Origin of the sequence: Streptomyces griseofuscus (genome assembly GCF_014673495.1) — a bacterium.
Classification (GTDB): domain Bacteria; phylum Actinomycetota; class Actinomycetes; order Streptomycetales; family Streptomycetaceae; genus Streptomyces; species Streptomyces murinus.
Window position 1 is genome coordinate 8,476,553 of sequence record NZ_CP051006.1, and the last position, 14,733, is coordinate 8,491,285.

The window sequence follows — 14,733 nt, forward strand, 5'->3', positions numbered from 1 at the left end:
CACACATGTCCGATGTCGCCCCACGCTTCCGCAACCATGTGGAGCACATCCTCGACGCCCTGCGGGAGAACCCGGACCGCGAGGCGCTGGTACACGGCGAACAGCGGGTCACCGCAGGCGAGTTCCGTACTCTGGTACACCGGATGGCGTGGGCCATGCAGGCCCAGGGCATCGAGCGCGGCCAGACGGTGACTCTGCTCAGCGGCAATCTGCCGGAGGCCCTGGCCGTGCGATATGCGGCCAATCTGATCGGCGCCCGCGTCAACCACCTGTACAGCAAGCTCGCCGCCGACGTACAGGCCGCGATCGTCCGCGACGTGGAGAGCCGCGCCCTTGTCGTCGATCCACGGATGACCGACCGGGCCGCCGACATCACCGAGTCGGTACCGGTCAAGTCGGTACTGGTGCTCGGCCCGACCGAGACGGGCGAGGACCTGCTGGCGCTCAGCGCCACCCAGCCCGACGAGCCCTTCGCGAGCCAGGCGCAACCGGACGACATCTGCGCCATCCGGCACACGGGCGGCACCACCGGCCACCCGAAGGGCATCTGCACCACCTACCAGCAGGTGCACGCGCAGCGCTCCGCGCGCCCGCTCGACGAGACCGCCGCCCTGACGCACCGCCAGCTCGTCGCCACCACCATGGCCCACGTCGCCGGCATGCTCATGGACGCCGTGCTGGAATACGGCGGCGCCGTGGTCCTGCTCGACGACTTCGAGCCGGGACAGGTGCTCGAAACCATCGAGCGCGAGCGCATCACCCACCTGTGGCTACTGCCGCCCCTGCTCTACCAGTTGCTCGACCACCCGCGCATGGAGCACACCGACACCTCCACACTGCGCCAGGTCCTCTACGGCGGCTGCCAGGCATCCCCGGCACGACTGACCGACGCGGTACGCCGGCTCGGCCCCGTACTGGTCCAGGGGTACGGGCAGAACGAGGCGGGCCTGGTCAGCATCCTGTCCGCGGACGATCACACCCACCCCGAGCGGCTGCGCAGCGCCGGAAGGATCCTGGACGGCGTCGAGGTCGAGATCCGGGACGAGGACGGCAACGTGCTCCCCGACGGTGAACACGGCGAGATCGTGGTGCGCTCGGACATGGTCATGGAGGGCTACTGGAAGCAACCGCGGCTCACCGCGGAGATCCTCCGGGACGGCTGGCTGCACACCGGCGACATCGGATTCCGGGATGCCGACGGCTACTTGACCGTCGTCGACCGGCTGAAGGACATGATCGTGGTGGTCGGCGGCCATGTGTACACCACCGAACTGGAGGACCTGCTCAACAGCCACCCGCAGGTCGAGCAGAGCGCCGTCTTCGGTGTCCGTGACGAGGACCGCACGGAACGCGTCCACGCCGCCGTACTGCTCGCCCCCGGCGCCACCCTCGACGCGGACGAACTGCGTGCCTTCGTACGCGCCGAACGCGGGGCGATGTACGAGCCGGCCGGCATCACCTTCCCCGCCGAACTGCCCCTCACCGACGTGGGCAAGCCCGACAAGAAGGAACTGCGCCGCCGCGCCATGGCCCGGTCGTGAGGCTGCGCGCGCCGACCGACGGCCCGTGTACGTCGTACCACTGACCTGTCCCGGCAGTCGGCGGGGCAGACGTGCGGCGCGGCTGCGGACACGTCTCGGTTCGGGTCACTCGAATGGTCCGATACGCGCAGGTTCTCCTGGGTAAGGCTTGGAGTGGAACCGTCAGGTCAACTCTCCGGGAGCAGAATTGAGGATTCGCGCCATCACCGCCGTGGCCGTCGCAGCCGCCCTGATCGGGCTAGGTACGGTACTGCCCGCGTCGGCCGTCCCGGCACGTGCGGACATCCGCTCCGGTCTGGACTGCACCACCTGGATCCACAACAACGACCCGCTGACCGGCGGGGTGGACTGCACCAACAACACCAACGGCCCGACCACCTTCCACGCCGACATCGTCTGCGGCTGGGCGCCGGACGTCCAGGGCAACTCGGTGACGGCGCAGCCGGGTGGCACCGAGGAGTCGGTGGGGCACTGCGCCATCTACTCCACCGGCATCGGCCACATCGGGTGGACGGTGGAGTAGCCGCACGAAGCTGCTTCCCCGATTCGTCTCGCACGGCGCAACCTCGTCGGCTGATACGCCGCCAGGAACCGCCTGGCGAGACCGGCTCGACGGTGCGGCGCGGCCCCTGTCCGAGCGGGCAGGGGCCGACGCCGAGATGTCGAGGTCGGGCGGCTCCGGAGAAGGGGCCGCCGGACCCGTCGACGAGGCGTTTCCCCCTGGGAAAGCCTTCCAGGTCCACGGTGAGCGGACTGCGCACGGACCTCTCTCGAAGCTCCGGGCAGAACGTTGTCAGCCGGTCTCTTTCACCGAGTGCAGGGAGCCGTTGAGGGTGCCTTCCTGCTGTTCGTAGTGGGAGAGTGCGAGGCCGAGGCCGATGAACGTCGGTGCCCATTCGCCGACGAAGATTCCCCATCGGTCGGCGCGCTCGACGCCGGCCTTCTCGGCTTGCAGGCTCGCGAACCAGGAGACGAAGCTCAGACCGACCGAGGCCAGGCCGGCGATGTAGGCGTGCTCGCTGCGGATGCCCAGGTCGTGCATCTTCTTGATCACCATGGGGCGCGCTCCGTTCTTCGGGTTACGGGTTGCCTGTCGGAGTATCCAGTTCCCATATGACCTATTCATCCCATATGGATGCAGTGATGTGATGAGGGTCGGGGCAGGGCGGGCGGTCCCCGTGGCGCGACGGTGAGCCGGTCGCGGGGCCGCCCGCGCCGCCGCCCTTCCGACGGACGTGCCGTGTTCGTTCTCCGCCGCGGCGTGCGTCCCCTTCGGATTCCTCACCTCAAACCAAAGAATTCAGGGGGCCTTCCGTCGGTAGGAAGGCCCCCTGAATTCTGGGGTATTGAAGGGTGGAAGCGTCAGTGCTTGAAGGCGTCCTTCGTCTTCTCCTTGGCCGCGCGGGCGTCGCCGGTGCTCTTTTCGGCCTGCCCCTCGGCGGCCATCCGGTCGTTGCCGAGGGCGCTGCCCAGGGCCTCCTTGGACTTGCCCTTGACCTGCTCGCTCGTCGCCTTGGCCTTCTCGCTGGCACTCATGAAGGACAGCCTCCTGGAAGTCGTCGTCCGCTGTTGTGGTGACCACCTCGTGCCCCGGCCCACTCACGGTAAACAAGGCGAAGAAAAGGAATGTCCTCGACGAACAGGGGCACACGGCGGGTCAGGAGGTTGATAAATATGGTTCCCCTTTTGCTCGTGCTGCTTCTCGCGCTCATCCTTTTCGGCGCCGGGTTCGCCCTCAAGATTCTCTGGTGGGTGGCTCTGGTCGTCCTGGTGGTGTGGCTGCTCGGATTCCTCGTGCGCTCCACGAATGCCGGTGGCGGCCGCGGCCGCTGGTACCGATGGTGACCTGACCGGGGAGCACGCATCCGCCCTGTGGGGCCCGGCCGTACCATCGGCCGGGCCCCACAGGCATGTGCGGGTGTCGGCCGGAAACGGGTGTGCCAGGAAGCGGTGAGGGGCACGGGATCCGCTCGGCGACGTGCGCGCGCACCCGCTGAAGCTTGTCGGCCAGGCCGCCCCGGCACCCGCTCGTCAACCCACGGCGGTCGGCGGCCGGTTCGGGCCGTGCCCGCGGGCGGCCGAGGAGCTCGCCGCAGGGGCCTTCGCGACGACGTGCACACGCTGGTCGACCCAGCGCCTGACCGTGGCTGTGGGGGAGCCGAATTGCGCCAGAGGCCGGGTCCCTTCCCCTCGGTGCTTACTTTGTGCCGGGAAGGTGTGCGACGGTGGGAGGACAAACGAGACCGACCGGCCTGCTGCAAGCGCTGGTCTTTCGGGGAGCCGGGCGTTGCCCCCATCCCGGGCACCGGGCCCCTGCCATCGTCGTGGACCCCCTGTTCGTTTCGGGGGCGCTCGTCTTTGGGCTCATCAACCCCCGGAAGGGGGCGCGCCCAGTATGTCCATCACCACAACCCTCGACGGCACGTCGGCTCGCATCGCGTGGCGCGGCGACGTCGATTTCGACACGGTGCCCGTCCTGCGCGCGGCCGCCGACGCGCTACCCGCAGACGTGGCCGACCTGCTGTGGGACCTGAACGAGGCGCCCTTCATGGATGTCACCGGCCTACACTTCCTTTTCGCCCACGCTCAGGCCCGCGGCCGGAGCCGCCGGACGACCGTGACGGGCCTGCGTCAGCAGCCGCTGCGACTGTTGCTCTTGGCCGTGGATCTCGACCCTGCCGCCTTTGACAGTCCCAGCCTGCCTCCGGAATCTCGGTCGGCCCCGGACAGCTGCTGAGCGGCCCCGTGAGTGAGCACGAGACCTCGCACACGGGGCCACGCCGCGTCGCGCGCGGGTCTTCATCGTGGGCGGGTCCAGGTCGGGACCTGCCCGACCCCCCCCATCTGCGGAAACACAGGCATGAAGGCAAAATGACGGGGTAACCGGCGCTCCGGCAGCTGGTCCGACGGTCGGCTGCGCTGACTCGACCTTGGGAGGGGACATGTTGCTCGTGAAGACGCTGGCCACACATACGCGGAGTGCAGAGCTACCGCGAGTAGCCGAGCCCTCCAAGGTGGCGCCCAAGGACGCCCGTGACCTGTCCCGGCTCTTCTTCGGGCAGCTGGCGACGCTGGAGGAGGGCACACCCGAATACAGCTACGCCCGCAACACGCTGATCGAGATGAACATGTCCCTGGTCCGCTACGCGGCCGGCCGGTTCCGCAGCCGGGGACCGGAGGAGATGGAGGACATCGTCCAGGTCGGCATGATCGGCCTGATCAAGGCGATCGACCGGTTCGAGCTGTCCCGCGAGGCGGAGTTCACCTCCTTCGCCATCCCCTACATCGTCGGCGAGATCAAGCGGTTCTTCCGCGACACCACCTGGGCCGTGCACGTGCCCCGGCGCCTTCAGGAGGCCCGGGTGCAGCTCGCCCGGGCGACGGAGGAGCTGCGCGGACGGCTGGACCGCGAGCCGACGGTCAAGGAGCTGTCGGAGCTGATGAGCCTGCCCGAGGACGAGGTGCGGGAGGCCCGGCTGGCCTCGAACGGCTACAGCTCCTCCTCCCTGGACGCCACCCTCAACGGCGGCGAGGACGGCGAGTCCGTGCTGCGGGACTTCATCGGCGCGGAGGACACCGCGCTGGAGCTGGTGGAGGACTTCCACGCGCTGGCGCCGCTGATCGCCGGACTGGACGAGCGGGACCGGCGGATCATCCACATGCGGTTCGTGGAGGAGCTCACCCAGGCGGAGATCGGCGAACGCCTGGGCGTCTCCCAGATGCACGTCTCCCGGCTGCTCTCCCGCTGCCTGGCCCGGCTGCGCGAGGGCATGCTCACCACCGGCTGACCTCCTCGGCCGTACTCACCGCAGGCGGAAGTGGGCGACGACCTGCTTGCCGGTCGTCAGGGTGGTGTGATGGAGCCCCTCGCACAGCAGCGTGACCAGGCGAAGGCCGTGGCCGCCGGGCCGGCCTGGATCCGGAGTGGGGAACACGGGCGGGCTGGAGGAGCTGTCGCGGACGGTGATCCGCAGCAGGGTGGCATCGGGCGTCAGCTCCAGTGTCAGGGCGCCGGGGCCGGGAGCGTGCCGGATCGCGTTGGTGACCAGCTCACTCACCACGAGCTGGGCGTCCTGGCTCGGTCGCTGGTCGGGCTGGTGGCCTGCCTCGTCGAGCAATACGCGCACGGCGTGTCGGGCATCGGCGATCGACGGGTGTGTCGCGTCCCACGCCATGCTGTATTGCTGGGGCAAAGGAAGTCCTTGTTCGCGTGCCGTGTGCCGGCTGAGCGGGGTGACCATAAAAGTGATCCCGGAGTCTGTCTTCGCGTCTTGACCGTTCGCGTTGTCGCGTATACCCGCGGTTGGCTTTGTCATGGGAGTGGGCCGTCGAATGGTGGGCGAGGGGCAGGCGCCTGCGATCCGGAAGTGTGCGCGTGCGCTGCTCAGTGCTGTTGGCGAGGCTCACCCGGGACAGGTCGCCCTGACCGGCGGTGCCGCCCGGCCGGCCGCCTCCGGACGGCCTCGAACTCGTCACCGCGCTCGTGGTCGGTGCCATCGCGAGCCACGATCATGAAGACTTCTTGCTGAGGGATGACGTGCACTTTTCTCCCGGGAGCCGTATGCATGGCGCCATATTCACATCCGCGCGGGACCGTGAGCCAACCCCGGGGCAGCGACCGCGTCACTCCGCCCGGTGGATGTGGGACCAGGCGGGTGGGAGCGCGTGCTCGCTCCGCGCGGTGAACTGGATCACGCCAGTGCCGCGCAGCTGTAGGAGGCGGCGGACGCGGTGCTTGCCGAGCCACAGCTGCCTGCCCCAGTGGTCCTCGACTGTCCGGCCCTGGAGTTATGTGACCGGCCTGGACCAGTTCAAAGGCCTGTACGCCACTGTGGCCGACGCGTCGGCCACAGTGGCCGGTGACCACGGATCGTCCGCCGTACGTGCGGCGAGCAACAAGAGGCAGAGATGACCCGCGTTCCGCAGCAGCAGCCCGTCGAGGCCGTGAACAGGCGAGGCGGCCCCGAGGGAGACGAGGACTTCAGGGCCTTGTTCGGCCGGTCGACCGCGGCGTTCGCGTCCCTGGCCGGGCCCGCCCATATGGTGGAGGTCGCCAACGAGGCGTTCTTCGCCGCGATCGGCGGCGAGGAGCGGATTCGCGTGGGAGTGCCGCTGGGCCAGTTGATACCGGAGCTGGCCGAGCAGGGCTTCATCACCTTGCTGGACCAGGTCTACCGCACCGGCGAACGGTACGTCGGACGCGATGCCCGCGTGATGATCGGGACCGGCTCCGCGGCGCGGGAGGCGTTCTTCGACTTCACGTACGAGCCGCGGACGGACAGGGGCGGCAACGTCACCGGTGTACGGGTCATCGGGGTGGAGACCACCCAGGTCAAACATGCCCAGCGGCTCACGGCCGAGCACCGCGTCCTGCTGGAGCAGATCGCTCGCCAGGCGCCCCTGTCCGAGGTGCTGGAGGGCATGGCTCGCGCGATCGAGGACCTGGCGCCGGAAGACGTCCTGGTCTCCGTGCTGCTCGCCGACGCCGACGGCAAGCATCTGCGGCACGGCGCGGCCCCGAGCCTGCCCGATTTCTACAACCAGGCCATCGACGGCATCGCCACCGGCGAGGGTGCCGGCTCCTGCGGTACCGCGGCCCACCGGCGCCGGCCGGTCATCGTCTCCGACATCAGCACCGATCCGTTCTGGGACGACTTCCGGCACCTCGCCCGGGCCGCGAGGCTGGCGGCCTGCTGGTCCACGCCCATCCTGGCCAGGGACGCTTCCCTGCTGGGCACCTTTGCCATGTACCACCGCACCCCGCGGGTCCCCCAGGAGTCCGATCTCGCACTGGCCCGTGTGTTCGCCGACACCGCCGCCCTGGCCATCGAACGCCACCAAGCCGACGAAGCCCGCCGAGCCGCCGAGAGGAAGGAGCGGGCAGCCCGCGCCGACCTGGCCTTCCTCCTCAACGCCAGTACCGCCCTCACCTCCGGGCTTGACCAGGTACAGACCCTGCGGCGCCTGGCCACCTCCTGCATCCCGGTGCTGGCCCCGCTGGCCGCGGTCGACATCGTCGACCGCGGCAGGGTGCACCGCATCGCCACCGCCGCCCCCACCCAGGCCCAGCAGGACCTTCTCGCCTCCCACACCCCCGTCCACGCCGACGCCGACGACGCCGTCGCACGCGTCCTGGCCTCGGGCCTGAGCGAGGTCGCCCGTCGCACCCCCACCGGTCCCGGGCCCTGGCAGGACCTCGGCGTCACCGGCTACCTCTGCGTCCCGCTCCTCGACCGGGGCCACGCCTTCGGCGCCCTGACCCTGCTGTCCACCGCAGAGCACACCTTCGACGGCCACACCATCGCCCTCGCCGAGGAACTCACCCAGCGCGCCGCCTCAGCGGTGCTCAACGCACGCCAGTACGCCCAGCGCGCCGCGCTCACGCGCGATCTGCAAGCGGGGCTCCTCCTGCCCGAGATCCCGGCCCTGCCCGGCGCCCAGGCCGCCGCCTACTACCACCCCGCCGGCGAGGGACTGGACATCGGCGGCGACTTCTACGACCTCTTCCCCCTCGACGACGGCAGCTGGGCGTTCATGCTCGGCGACGTCTGCGGACGCGGCGCCACAGCCGCCACCACCACCGCCCTGGTTCGCCACACCGCTCGCGCCGTGGCCCCGCTCCTGCCCGGGCCCGAAGCAGTCGTCCGAGCCGTCAACAAGGCGCTCCTGCAACGGCCCCACAGCCACGGCACCGGTTTCGTCACCCTCGTCTACGGCCACTTCACCCCCGCCTCGACCGGTGGCCTCGACCTTACCCTGGTCCGAGCCGGCCACACCCTGCCCCTCCACCTCGACCAGCGCGGCGCGGTGCACCCCCTCGACTGCCCCGGCGGACTCATCGGCATCAGCGACGAGGCCTACCTCACCACCTGTCACCTGCACCTCGAACCGACCGAAAGCCTCCTGCTGTACACCGACGGCATCACCGAGGCCCGCAATCACGACCGGGAACAATTCGGCGAGGAACGCCTCACCCAGGCCCTCGGTCACGCCTCGTCCCCGCTCACCGCGCAGCAGACCATCGATACACTCACCGGCGCCGTCCACGCCTTCACCGGCCCGCACGGCGTACACGATGACCAGGCGGCCCTCGTCCTCACCGCCACCCCACCCGCGGGCCGGCCATGACCCTGCCACCCGAGCGGACCGGAGCCGAACGCCCGTCCCGGCCGTGCCAGTGGGATGCTGAGAGGATGGCGCACAGCGATCGGGAAGCGGATCGGCGCGTGGAGCGAACGATCCTGGAACTGCTGGATCGCCGCGGTCCGACTGCGACGATCTGCCCCGCCGAGGTCGCACGGGCGGCCTACGGAGGGGATGACGACGGCTGGCGCGCGCTCATGGAACCGGTCCGCCGCGCCGCACGGCGACTGGTCGATGCCGGCCAGGTGGAGATCACGCAGTCCGGCCGCCCTGTCGAGCCGGCCACGGCTCGTGGCCCCATCCGCCTCCGTCGCGCGCGCTGACACGGCGGAGCCCGAAGGGCCAAGCGGCGAAAGACAGCCGCCTGCTGGAAGGCCCAGATCGCGGTGGGGGCCGTTGGAGACGTCCACCGAGGCGTTCGTCGTAGAGGCCGAACGCCCGGGACGGAGGCGAAAGTCGCCTTCCTGTCCGACGGGCCGAGCCGGCCTGAGTGGGCACCGGGGGCATGGCTGCGAGCGGTCCGGGCACAGAAGAACGACGGGCAAGGGCTTCTCGCCATCCCTGCTGGGGAGGGACGTGGTCATGCGTATCTGGCAAGAGAGCACGAAGATAGGTCCGCGGCCGGGCCGGATGTCGCCGCTGGGAGCCACCTTCGACGGCGCCGGGACGAACTTCGCCGTGTTCTCCGAAGTCGCGCAGCTCGTGGAGCTGTGTCTCTTCGACGAAGACGGAACGGAAGAGCGCGTCCCACTGAGAGAGGTGGACGGCTTTGTCCACCACATCCACCTGCCTGACGTCGGGCCCGGGCGACGCTACGGGTTCCGGGTGCACGGTCCCTGTCGTCCGGAGCGGGGCGAGCGCTGCAACCCGAACAAGTTGCTGCTCGACCCCTACGCCAAGGCGATCGAGGGCGAGATCCATTGGGACGAGGCCCTCTTCCCCTACCGCTTCGGGGACGTCGAGCGGCAGAACGACCTGGACTCCGCGCCCTACACCGCGAAGTCGGTGGTGGTGAACCCCTACTTCGACTGGGGCAGCGACCATCCGCCGCGGACCCCGTACCACGAGACGGTCATCTACGAGGCCCACGTCAAGGGTATGACGCAGACCCATCCCGCGATCCCGGAGGCCATACGCGGCACCTACGCCGCGCTCGCACACCCGGCCATGGTCGAATACTTCGTCAAGCTCGGTGTCAGCGCGGTGGAACTGATGCCGGTGCATCAGTTCGTGCAGGACCACGTCCTCGTACAGAAGGGGCTGTCGAACTACTGGGGCTACAACACCATCGGATTCTTCGCGCCGCACAACGCCTACTGTTCCTCGGGGCAGCGGGGCGAGCAGGTGCAGGAGTTCCGCTCGATGGTCAAGTCCCTGCACGAGGCGGGCATCGAGGTGATCCTCGACGTCGTCTACAACCACACCGCGGAGGGAAACCACCTCGGCCCGGTGCTGTCGTTCAGGGGTTTGGACAACGCGGCGTACTACCGCCTGTCCGAGCAGGACCCGCGCTTCTACTGGGACACCACCGGCACCGGCAACAGCCTGCGGATGAACCACCCGCACACCCTTCAGCTGATCATGGACTCACTGCGCTACTGGGTGACCGAGATGCACGTCGACGGCTTCCGGTTCGACCTCGCGGCCACCCTGGCACGCCAGTTCCACGAGGTCGACCGGCTGTCGTCGTTCTTCGACCTCGTCCAGCAGGATCCGGTCATCTCCCAGGTCAAGCTCATCGCCGAGCCGTGGGACGTCGGCGACGGCGGCTACCAGGTGGGCAATTTCCCCCCGCTGTGGACCGAGTGGAACGGCAAGTACCGCGACACCGTACGCGACTTCTGGCGCGGCGAGGGCGGCACTCTGGGGGAGTTCGCCTCCCGCCTCACCGGTTCCTCGGACCTCTACCAGAGCGACGGCCGCCGCCCCTACGCATCGGTCAACTTCGTCACCGCGCACGACGGATTCACCCTGCGCGACCTGGTCTCGTACGACGGCAAGCACAATGAGGCCAACGGCGAGGGAAACCGGGACGGCGAGAACCACAACCGCTCCTGGAACTGCGGAGTGGAGGGCGACACCCGGGATCGCGACGTCCTCGCCCTACGCGCCCGACAGCAGCGCAACCTCCTCGCCACCCTGCTGCTCTCCCAGGGCGTGCCGATGCTGTCGCACGGTGACGAACTCGGCCGCACCCAGCACGGCAACAACAACGCCTACTGCCAGGACGGGGAACTGGCCTGGATCGACTGGCAGAACGTCAGCGACGGCAGCGAACTGCTCGACTTCACGCGCAGGCTGATCACTCTGCGCCGCGATCACCCGGTCTTCCGCAGGCGACGGTTCTTCAAGGGCCGGGTGGCTCAAGGGGGAAATACCGAAGGCAGGGACATCACCTGGTTCACCCCCGCCGGGCGCGAGATGAACGACACCGACTGGGACACCGGCTTCGCCAGGTCCCTGATGGTCCACCTCAACGGGATGGCCATCACGGAACCGGACCTGCGCGGCCTGCGGGTGGCGGACGACTCCTTCCTCCTGCTCTTCAACGCCCACAGCGAGCCCCTCACCTTCACCCTTCCCGAGGAGACGGGACGGTGGTGGGCGGTAGAGGTGGACACGGCCATCCCCTACACCGAGTACCGTCCGCTGATCAAGGGCGGCAGCGAGGTCGAGGTCGAGGCCCGTGCCATGCTCGTGCTGCGGGGCCACCAGGACGACTGACCCACCGGACTGCGTCCGGCCCTGGACGCGGCCCGGACGCCGGGCCGGGGAAATCCGGCGCGGCGCGGCCACGGTGGAAGGAGTGCAACCCACCTGTGCCGGGAAGCCGGAAGCCAGGGGAGCGCCACAGGGGCGACGACCCGGGCGGAGACGGCAGAAGGAGGTCGGCGATGGAATGGGCCGGCTGGATTGTTCTCTTCATCGCGGTAGCAGTGTTGCTCGCCGCCGCGGCACTGGTGGTCCAGGCCAGACGCCGTAGCGGAACGGTGATCGCCATGCGTTCCGGTCGCCGGCCGGGCGGGAGGGAATCGCGGTGATCACCCCCCTGCTCGCCTCGGAACTGACCAAGAGGGTGGTCGTGACCCTGGACGGCGAGGCGGTCGCTCAAGTCAAGGACACCGTCTTCGACTTCGGGGCCGGCCGGATCACCGGCTTCACCCTGAGCGGGCGCGGCCTGCTCGCCGGTCCGCTCAAAGTGAGCCTGCCGCTCTCCGGAGTGCACGCCATCGGACCGTCCGCCGTGATGATTCCCGGTACGGCGGTCCTGACGGAGCGGAAGGCGGTGCTGTCGGCCCATCAGGCCGAGCACGGGCAGGTCCTCGGCGCACCGGTCCTCACGGACCAGGGAACCGAAACGGGCACGGTCCTGGACATCGTGATCGAGGCCGGCGCCAGCGGTCGGGTGATCGGCTTCGAGATCGCCCTGAAGGAGACCACCGACCAGGGGAAACGCAGGGCGTTCATCCCGCGCGGGGAGGCGCTCGCCGTCTCCGGACGGGCCATGGTCATCCCGGCACAGGCCCACCACTTCATCGCGGACGACCTGCCGAGCTTCGGTGCCCAGGTCGAGGCATTCCGCCGGTACACCGCGCCGCCGACCCACCTCACGCCCACGACCGACGAAGAGGCTCCCTCATGAGGCTGTTGAGCCAGACCCGTGGCCTGCCGGTGATCACGACCGAGGAGGCCGAGCAACTCGGCCGCGTGGAGGACCTGACCATCGACCCGCGCACGAGAAGCGTCGTCTGCGTCCGTCTGTCCGGAGCTCCGAAACACGCGGCAACGATCGCATGGGAGCTGATCGAAGGAGTGGGGCAGGACGCCGTCGTCGTACGCTCCGTCGCCTCCGCCGGTGTCGGTCCGCACGAATTTCCCGCCCATCACGAGATCCTGGGCAAGCGCGTCCTGACGGAACACGGCACCGCGCACGGCACCGTCAAGGACATCGCCTTCGACACCGCCACCGGGCGTGTCCACACGCTGTACACGGCCCTCGGAGACATCTCAGGAGACCACCTCCTGGGTGTCGGCGAGTACGCGGTCGTCGTGCGCGGCGCCTAGGGCCGCGGCCACGAACGTGCGCCCACGCAGCGGGCAGCGCCGTGGGCGGCTCCTCAGGGCGCCGGAACGCCGGTGCCCACGGACCGCCCCGGCGCACGGCGGCGCCCTCAGTCAGGGATCCCCCGAGGCCGGAGAGGTCCGCTCCCTGCGCCCTGACCGCGATAGCCGGGCCGTTGGCCCCGTCGACCGGCGGCTCGTCCCCGAACGCCCTGCCCGGCCGCGCCGACCACGCTCTGACCTGGATCGCCGCGGACCTTGGCGGACTCGGCGGTGCTCCCGCGCTTCGCGGTGGCCGGTGGCAGCGACGAGGGGAACATCGCCGCCTTTGCCGTCCTGCGCGCCCGGGTCCGGGCGGGCCCGCACCTGCTCTCCAGGCCCTGGCCTGCCCCAGGGTGGACGGCAGTCCGGCCACGGACATCCCGCTTTCCGGCCGACGCACGCTGGACCTGGCCGGCCAGCACTGCCGACCACCCATGTCACCATGGCGGAGATCGCCTCCGGCGCGGCGGGGGCCGTCACCGCATCGCACGCCCGCCCCGCCGCGGGTGTCACCACCGAACTCGTGCAAGTCCCCGGCACCGTCCATGGGTTCGGCCGCTTCTTCCCAAAGCCCGGATCAGCCGACGTGACCTCACCGACCAGGCCCGTGCCCCCCGCGAAGCCCTCCGCTTCCGACGGCCTCTGACGGGCGGCGGACCGACGTCGGCGCGGCGGGCTGCCGCCGGGCTCGTCCGGGAGGTCTCGGGACGACCAGCTGAGGCACGGACGCAACACCTCCTGTTCGGGTTGTCTCCGGGCCGGGTTGATCATGGGAGCCGACGGTGATCTACTGCGGAGTGCGGCCCGGACCAGGCGCCGCGCGAAGCTCCACCTGTGTGACGGTCGGCTGGACCAGTTCGATGCCGAGGACCGCGAGGCCCGGCAGGCGGCCGAGCATGCGTCGATCACGCACAGGCACCGTGCCGTGGCCACGGGAGGGGCAGTCCGCTGGGAGCCGAGCCTGCTGTTCCGGCCATCGACGGGTGGCGGCGATCGGCACACCCGGTACGCAACCGAGGGAGGCCCATCGTTGACCCCGCTTGATCCCATGACCAGTCGTCGGCCCGCGGCTGAGGCGGCGTCCGGCTACGACGCCGGGGCATTCAGCCATCACATGACCGGTGAGCAGGGCCGGCTGCGCGCGCTGGAGAAGCTGTGGGATCCGTTCACGGAGCATTCCCTGAGAAGGGCGGGCGTGCCCGCTGCGGCCCGTTGTCTGGAAGTCGGGGCAGGTGCCGGGTCGGTGGCCCGGATGCTGGCCCGGATCTGCCCTGGCGGTCACGTCACGGCGACGGACATCGACACCCGCTTCTTCGCGGAACTCGCGGCCGAGGAGCGCGTCACCGTCCTGAGCCACGACGTGACCCAGGACGGCTTTCCCGCCGGTTCCTTCGAGGTGGTGCACGCCCGGATGGTCCTGTGCCATCTGTCCTGCCCCGAACAGGTGTTGGCCGCCATGTCCCAGTGGCTGGTACCCGGCGGCCTCCTCCTCGTCGAGGATCTCGACCTGGCGCCCGCCGATGCCTCACCCCACCCGGTGATGCGTCGGGGCCTGCACGTCGCCGAGCAGACGCTCGAAGCCTCGCAAGGCAGTGATCTCCGCCTGGGCCGGCGGCTGCAGGCCCTGGTGACCGACGCCGGCTTCGACCTGGGCGGTATGGCGGTGCAGCCGGTGCTGATCGGTGACGGCGGTCCCGCGGACGAGTTCTGGCGTCTGTCGTTCGCCCAACTCCACGAATTCCAGGCCCGGAACAGCTCTCCGCTGGCCGGCGAGCTGGATGCGGCGATGTCGTTGATCGACCGTCCTGACTTCACGGACATCGGGATGCACGCCGTCTCCGTATGGGGCCGGAAGCCGGGCGGCCCACTGAGCGACCCCTCGGCCTGACAGCTCCCGCACTGGGCGCCGCCGCCCCGCCAACCCCGCAATTCGAGCCTGTGCCGC

The 14,733-nt window shown here is 69.8% G+C and carries 15 protein-coding genes; 12 read left to right on the forward strand and 3 right to left on the reverse strand.

Annotation, left to right across the window (positions count from 1 at the left end; translation table 11 throughout):
- The first annotated feature begins 5 nt into the window (after positions 1-5).
- Positions 6-1,541 (forward strand): AMP-binding protein, encoded by a 1,536-nt coding sequence (locus tag HEP81_RS38010; RefSeq protein ID WP_037664214.1) that lies wholly within the window; start codon positions 6-8, stop codon positions 1,539-1,541.
- Between the two features lie 187 nt (positions 1,542-1,728).
- On the forward strand, positions 1,729-2,064 hold the full coding sequence (locus HEP81_RS38015; RefSeq protein WP_037664216.1) for a hypothetical protein: 336 nt from the start codon (positions 1,729-1,731) through the stop codon (positions 2,062-2,064).
- Positions 2,065-2,334: 270 nt separating this feature from the next.
- On the opposite strand, the gene HEP81_RS38020 is transcribed toward HEP81_RS38015, so the two are convergent.
- Positions 2,335-2,598 (reverse strand): hypothetical protein, encoded by a 264-nt coding sequence (locus HEP81_RS38020; RefSeq protein ID WP_037664219.1) that lies wholly within the window; start codon positions 2,596-2,598, stop codon positions 2,335-2,337.
- Between the two features lie 305 nt (positions 2,599-2,903).
- Positions 2,904-3,077, reverse strand: coding sequence for a CsbD family protein (locus HEP81_RS38025; protein ID WP_078967806.1), 174 nt, complete (start codon positions 3,075-3,077; stop codon positions 2,904-2,906).
- Between the two features lie 138 nt (positions 3,078-3,215).
- Between HEP81_RS38025 and HEP81_RS38030 the strand changes: the two genes are divergently transcribed.
- The 3 genes from HEP81_RS38030 (at position 3,216) to HEP81_RS38040 (ending at position 5,329) form a co-directional block, all read left to right on the forward strand.
- On the forward strand, positions 3,216-3,386 hold the full coding sequence (locus tag HEP81_RS38030; protein ID WP_018565842.1) for a hypothetical protein: 171 nt from the start codon (positions 3,216-3,218) through the stop codon (positions 3,384-3,386).
- A 550-nt stretch (positions 3,387-3,936) separates the two neighbouring features.
- Positions 3,937-4,278 carry an STAS domain-containing protein gene (locus HEP81_RS38035; protein WP_037664222.1) on the forward strand — a complete coding sequence of 114 codons (342 nt, stop codon included), beginning with the start codon at positions 3,937-3,939 and terminating at the stop codon, positions 4,276-4,278.
- 205 nt (positions 4,279-4,483) lie between these two features.
- Entirely contained in the window at positions 4,484-5,329 is an 846-nt protein-coding gene (locus HEP81_RS38040) for an RNA polymerase sigma factor SigF (RefSeq protein WP_154824023.1), read from the forward strand.
- Positions 5,330-5,344: 15 nt separating this feature from the next.
- Here the strand turns inward: HEP81_RS38040 and HEP81_RS38045 are convergent, their stop codons facing one another.
- Positions 5,345-5,734: an ATP-binding protein gene (locus tag HEP81_RS38045; RefSeq protein WP_338058763.1), complete on the reverse strand. Its 390-nt coding sequence runs from the start codon at positions 5,732-5,734 to the stop codon at positions 5,345-5,347.
- A 715-nt stretch (positions 5,735-6,449) separates the two neighbouring features.
- On the opposite strand from HEP81_RS38045, the gene HEP81_RS38050 reads away from it, so the two are divergent.
- From HEP81_RS38050 to HEP81_RS38080, 7 genes are all read left to right on the forward strand, one after another.
- On the forward strand, positions 6,450-8,669 hold the full coding sequence (locus HEP81_RS38050; RefSeq protein WP_051850651.1) for a SpoIIE family protein phosphatase: 2,220 nt from the start codon (positions 6,450-6,452) through the stop codon (positions 8,667-8,669).
- A gap of 65 nt (positions 8,670-8,734) precedes the next feature.
- Positions 8,735-9,007: a DUF3253 domain-containing protein gene (locus HEP81_RS38055; RefSeq protein ID WP_037663007.1), complete on the forward strand. Its 273-nt coding sequence runs from the start codon at positions 8,735-8,737 to the stop codon at positions 9,005-9,007.
- Between the two features lie 259 nt (positions 9,008-9,266).
- Positions 9,267-11,408 carry a glycogen debranching protein GlgX gene (gene glgX / locus HEP81_RS38060; protein ID WP_051850650.1) on the forward strand — a complete coding sequence of 714 codons (2,142 nt, stop codon included), beginning with the start codon at positions 9,267-9,269 and terminating at the stop codon, positions 11,406-11,408.
- 313 nt (positions 11,409-11,721) lie between these two features.
- Positions 11,722-12,327 carry a PRC-barrel domain-containing protein gene (locus HEP81_RS38065; RefSeq protein WP_063755287.1) on the forward strand — a complete coding sequence of 202 codons (606 nt, stop codon included), beginning with the start codon at positions 11,722-11,724 and terminating at the stop codon, positions 12,325-12,327.
- Positions 12,324-12,749: a PRC-barrel domain-containing protein gene (locus HEP81_RS38070; protein WP_037663003.1), complete on the forward strand. Its 426-nt coding sequence runs from the start codon at positions 12,324-12,326 to the stop codon at positions 12,747-12,749. The genes HEP81_RS38065 and HEP81_RS38070 overlap by 4 nt, the downstream gene beginning before the upstream one ends.
- Before the next feature lie 481 nt (positions 12,750-13,230).
- Complete coding sequence (locus HEP81_RS38075; RefSeq protein ID WP_037663001.1) at positions 13,231-13,434, forward strand: hypothetical protein; 204 nt, start codon at positions 13,231-13,233, stop codon at positions 13,432-13,434.
- 123 nt (positions 13,435-13,557) lie between these two features.
- Positions 13,558-14,676 carry a class I SAM-dependent methyltransferase gene (locus HEP81_RS38080; RefSeq protein ID WP_243279736.1) on the forward strand — a complete coding sequence of 373 codons (1,119 nt, stop codon included), beginning with the start codon at positions 13,558-13,560 and terminating at the stop codon, positions 14,674-14,676.
- Positions 14,677-14,733 lie beyond the last annotated feature (57 nt).

Bases quoted from the DNA above. Each gene is read 5' to 3' on its own strand.
- HEP81_RS38010 (WP_037664214.1), top strand. From the start codon at position 6: ATGTCCGATGTCGCCCCACGCTTCCGCAACCATGTGGAGCACATCCTC.
- HEP81_RS38020 (WP_037664219.1), bottom strand. From the start codon at position 2,598: ATGGTGATCAAGAAGATGCACGACCTGGGCATCCGCAGCGAGCACGCC.
- HEP81_RS38025 (WP_078967806.1), bottom strand. From the start codon at position 3,077: ATGAGTGCCAGCGAGAAGGCCAAGGCGACGAGCGAGCAGGTCAAGGGC.
- HEP81_RS38030 (WP_018565842.1), top strand. From the start codon at position 3,216: ATGGTTCCCCTTTTGCTCGTGCTGCTTCTCGCGCTCATCCTTTTCGGC.
- HEP81_RS38035 (WP_037664222.1), top strand. From the start codon at position 3,937: ATGTCCATCACCACAACCCTCGACGGCACGTCGGCTCGCATCGCGTGG.
- HEP81_RS38040 (WP_154824023.1), top strand. From the start codon at position 4,484: ATGTTGCTCGTGAAGACGCTGGCCACACATACGCGGAGTGCAGAGCTA.
- HEP81_RS38050 (WP_051850651.1), top strand. From the start codon at position 6,450: ATGACCCGCGTTCCGCAGCAGCAGCCCGTCGAGGCCGTGAACAGGCGA.
- HEP81_RS38055 (WP_037663007.1), top strand. From the start codon at position 8,735: ATGGCGCACAGCGATCGGGAAGCGGATCGGCGCGTGGAGCGAACGATC.
- glgX (WP_051850650.1), top strand. From the start codon at position 9,267: ATGCGTATCTGGCAAGAGAGCACGAAGATAGGTCCGCGGCCGGGCCGG.
- HEP81_RS38070 (WP_037663003.1), top strand. From the start codon at position 12,324: ATGAGGCTGTTGAGCCAGACCCGTGGCCTGCCGGTGATCACGACCGAG.
- HEP81_RS38075 (WP_037663001.1), top strand. From the start codon at position 13,231: ATGGCGGAGATCGCCTCCGGCGCGGCGGGGGCCGTCACCGCATCGCAC.
- HEP81_RS38080 (WP_243279736.1), top strand. From the start codon at position 13,558: ATGGGAGCCGACGGTGATCTACTGCGGAGTGCGGCCCGGACCAGGCGC.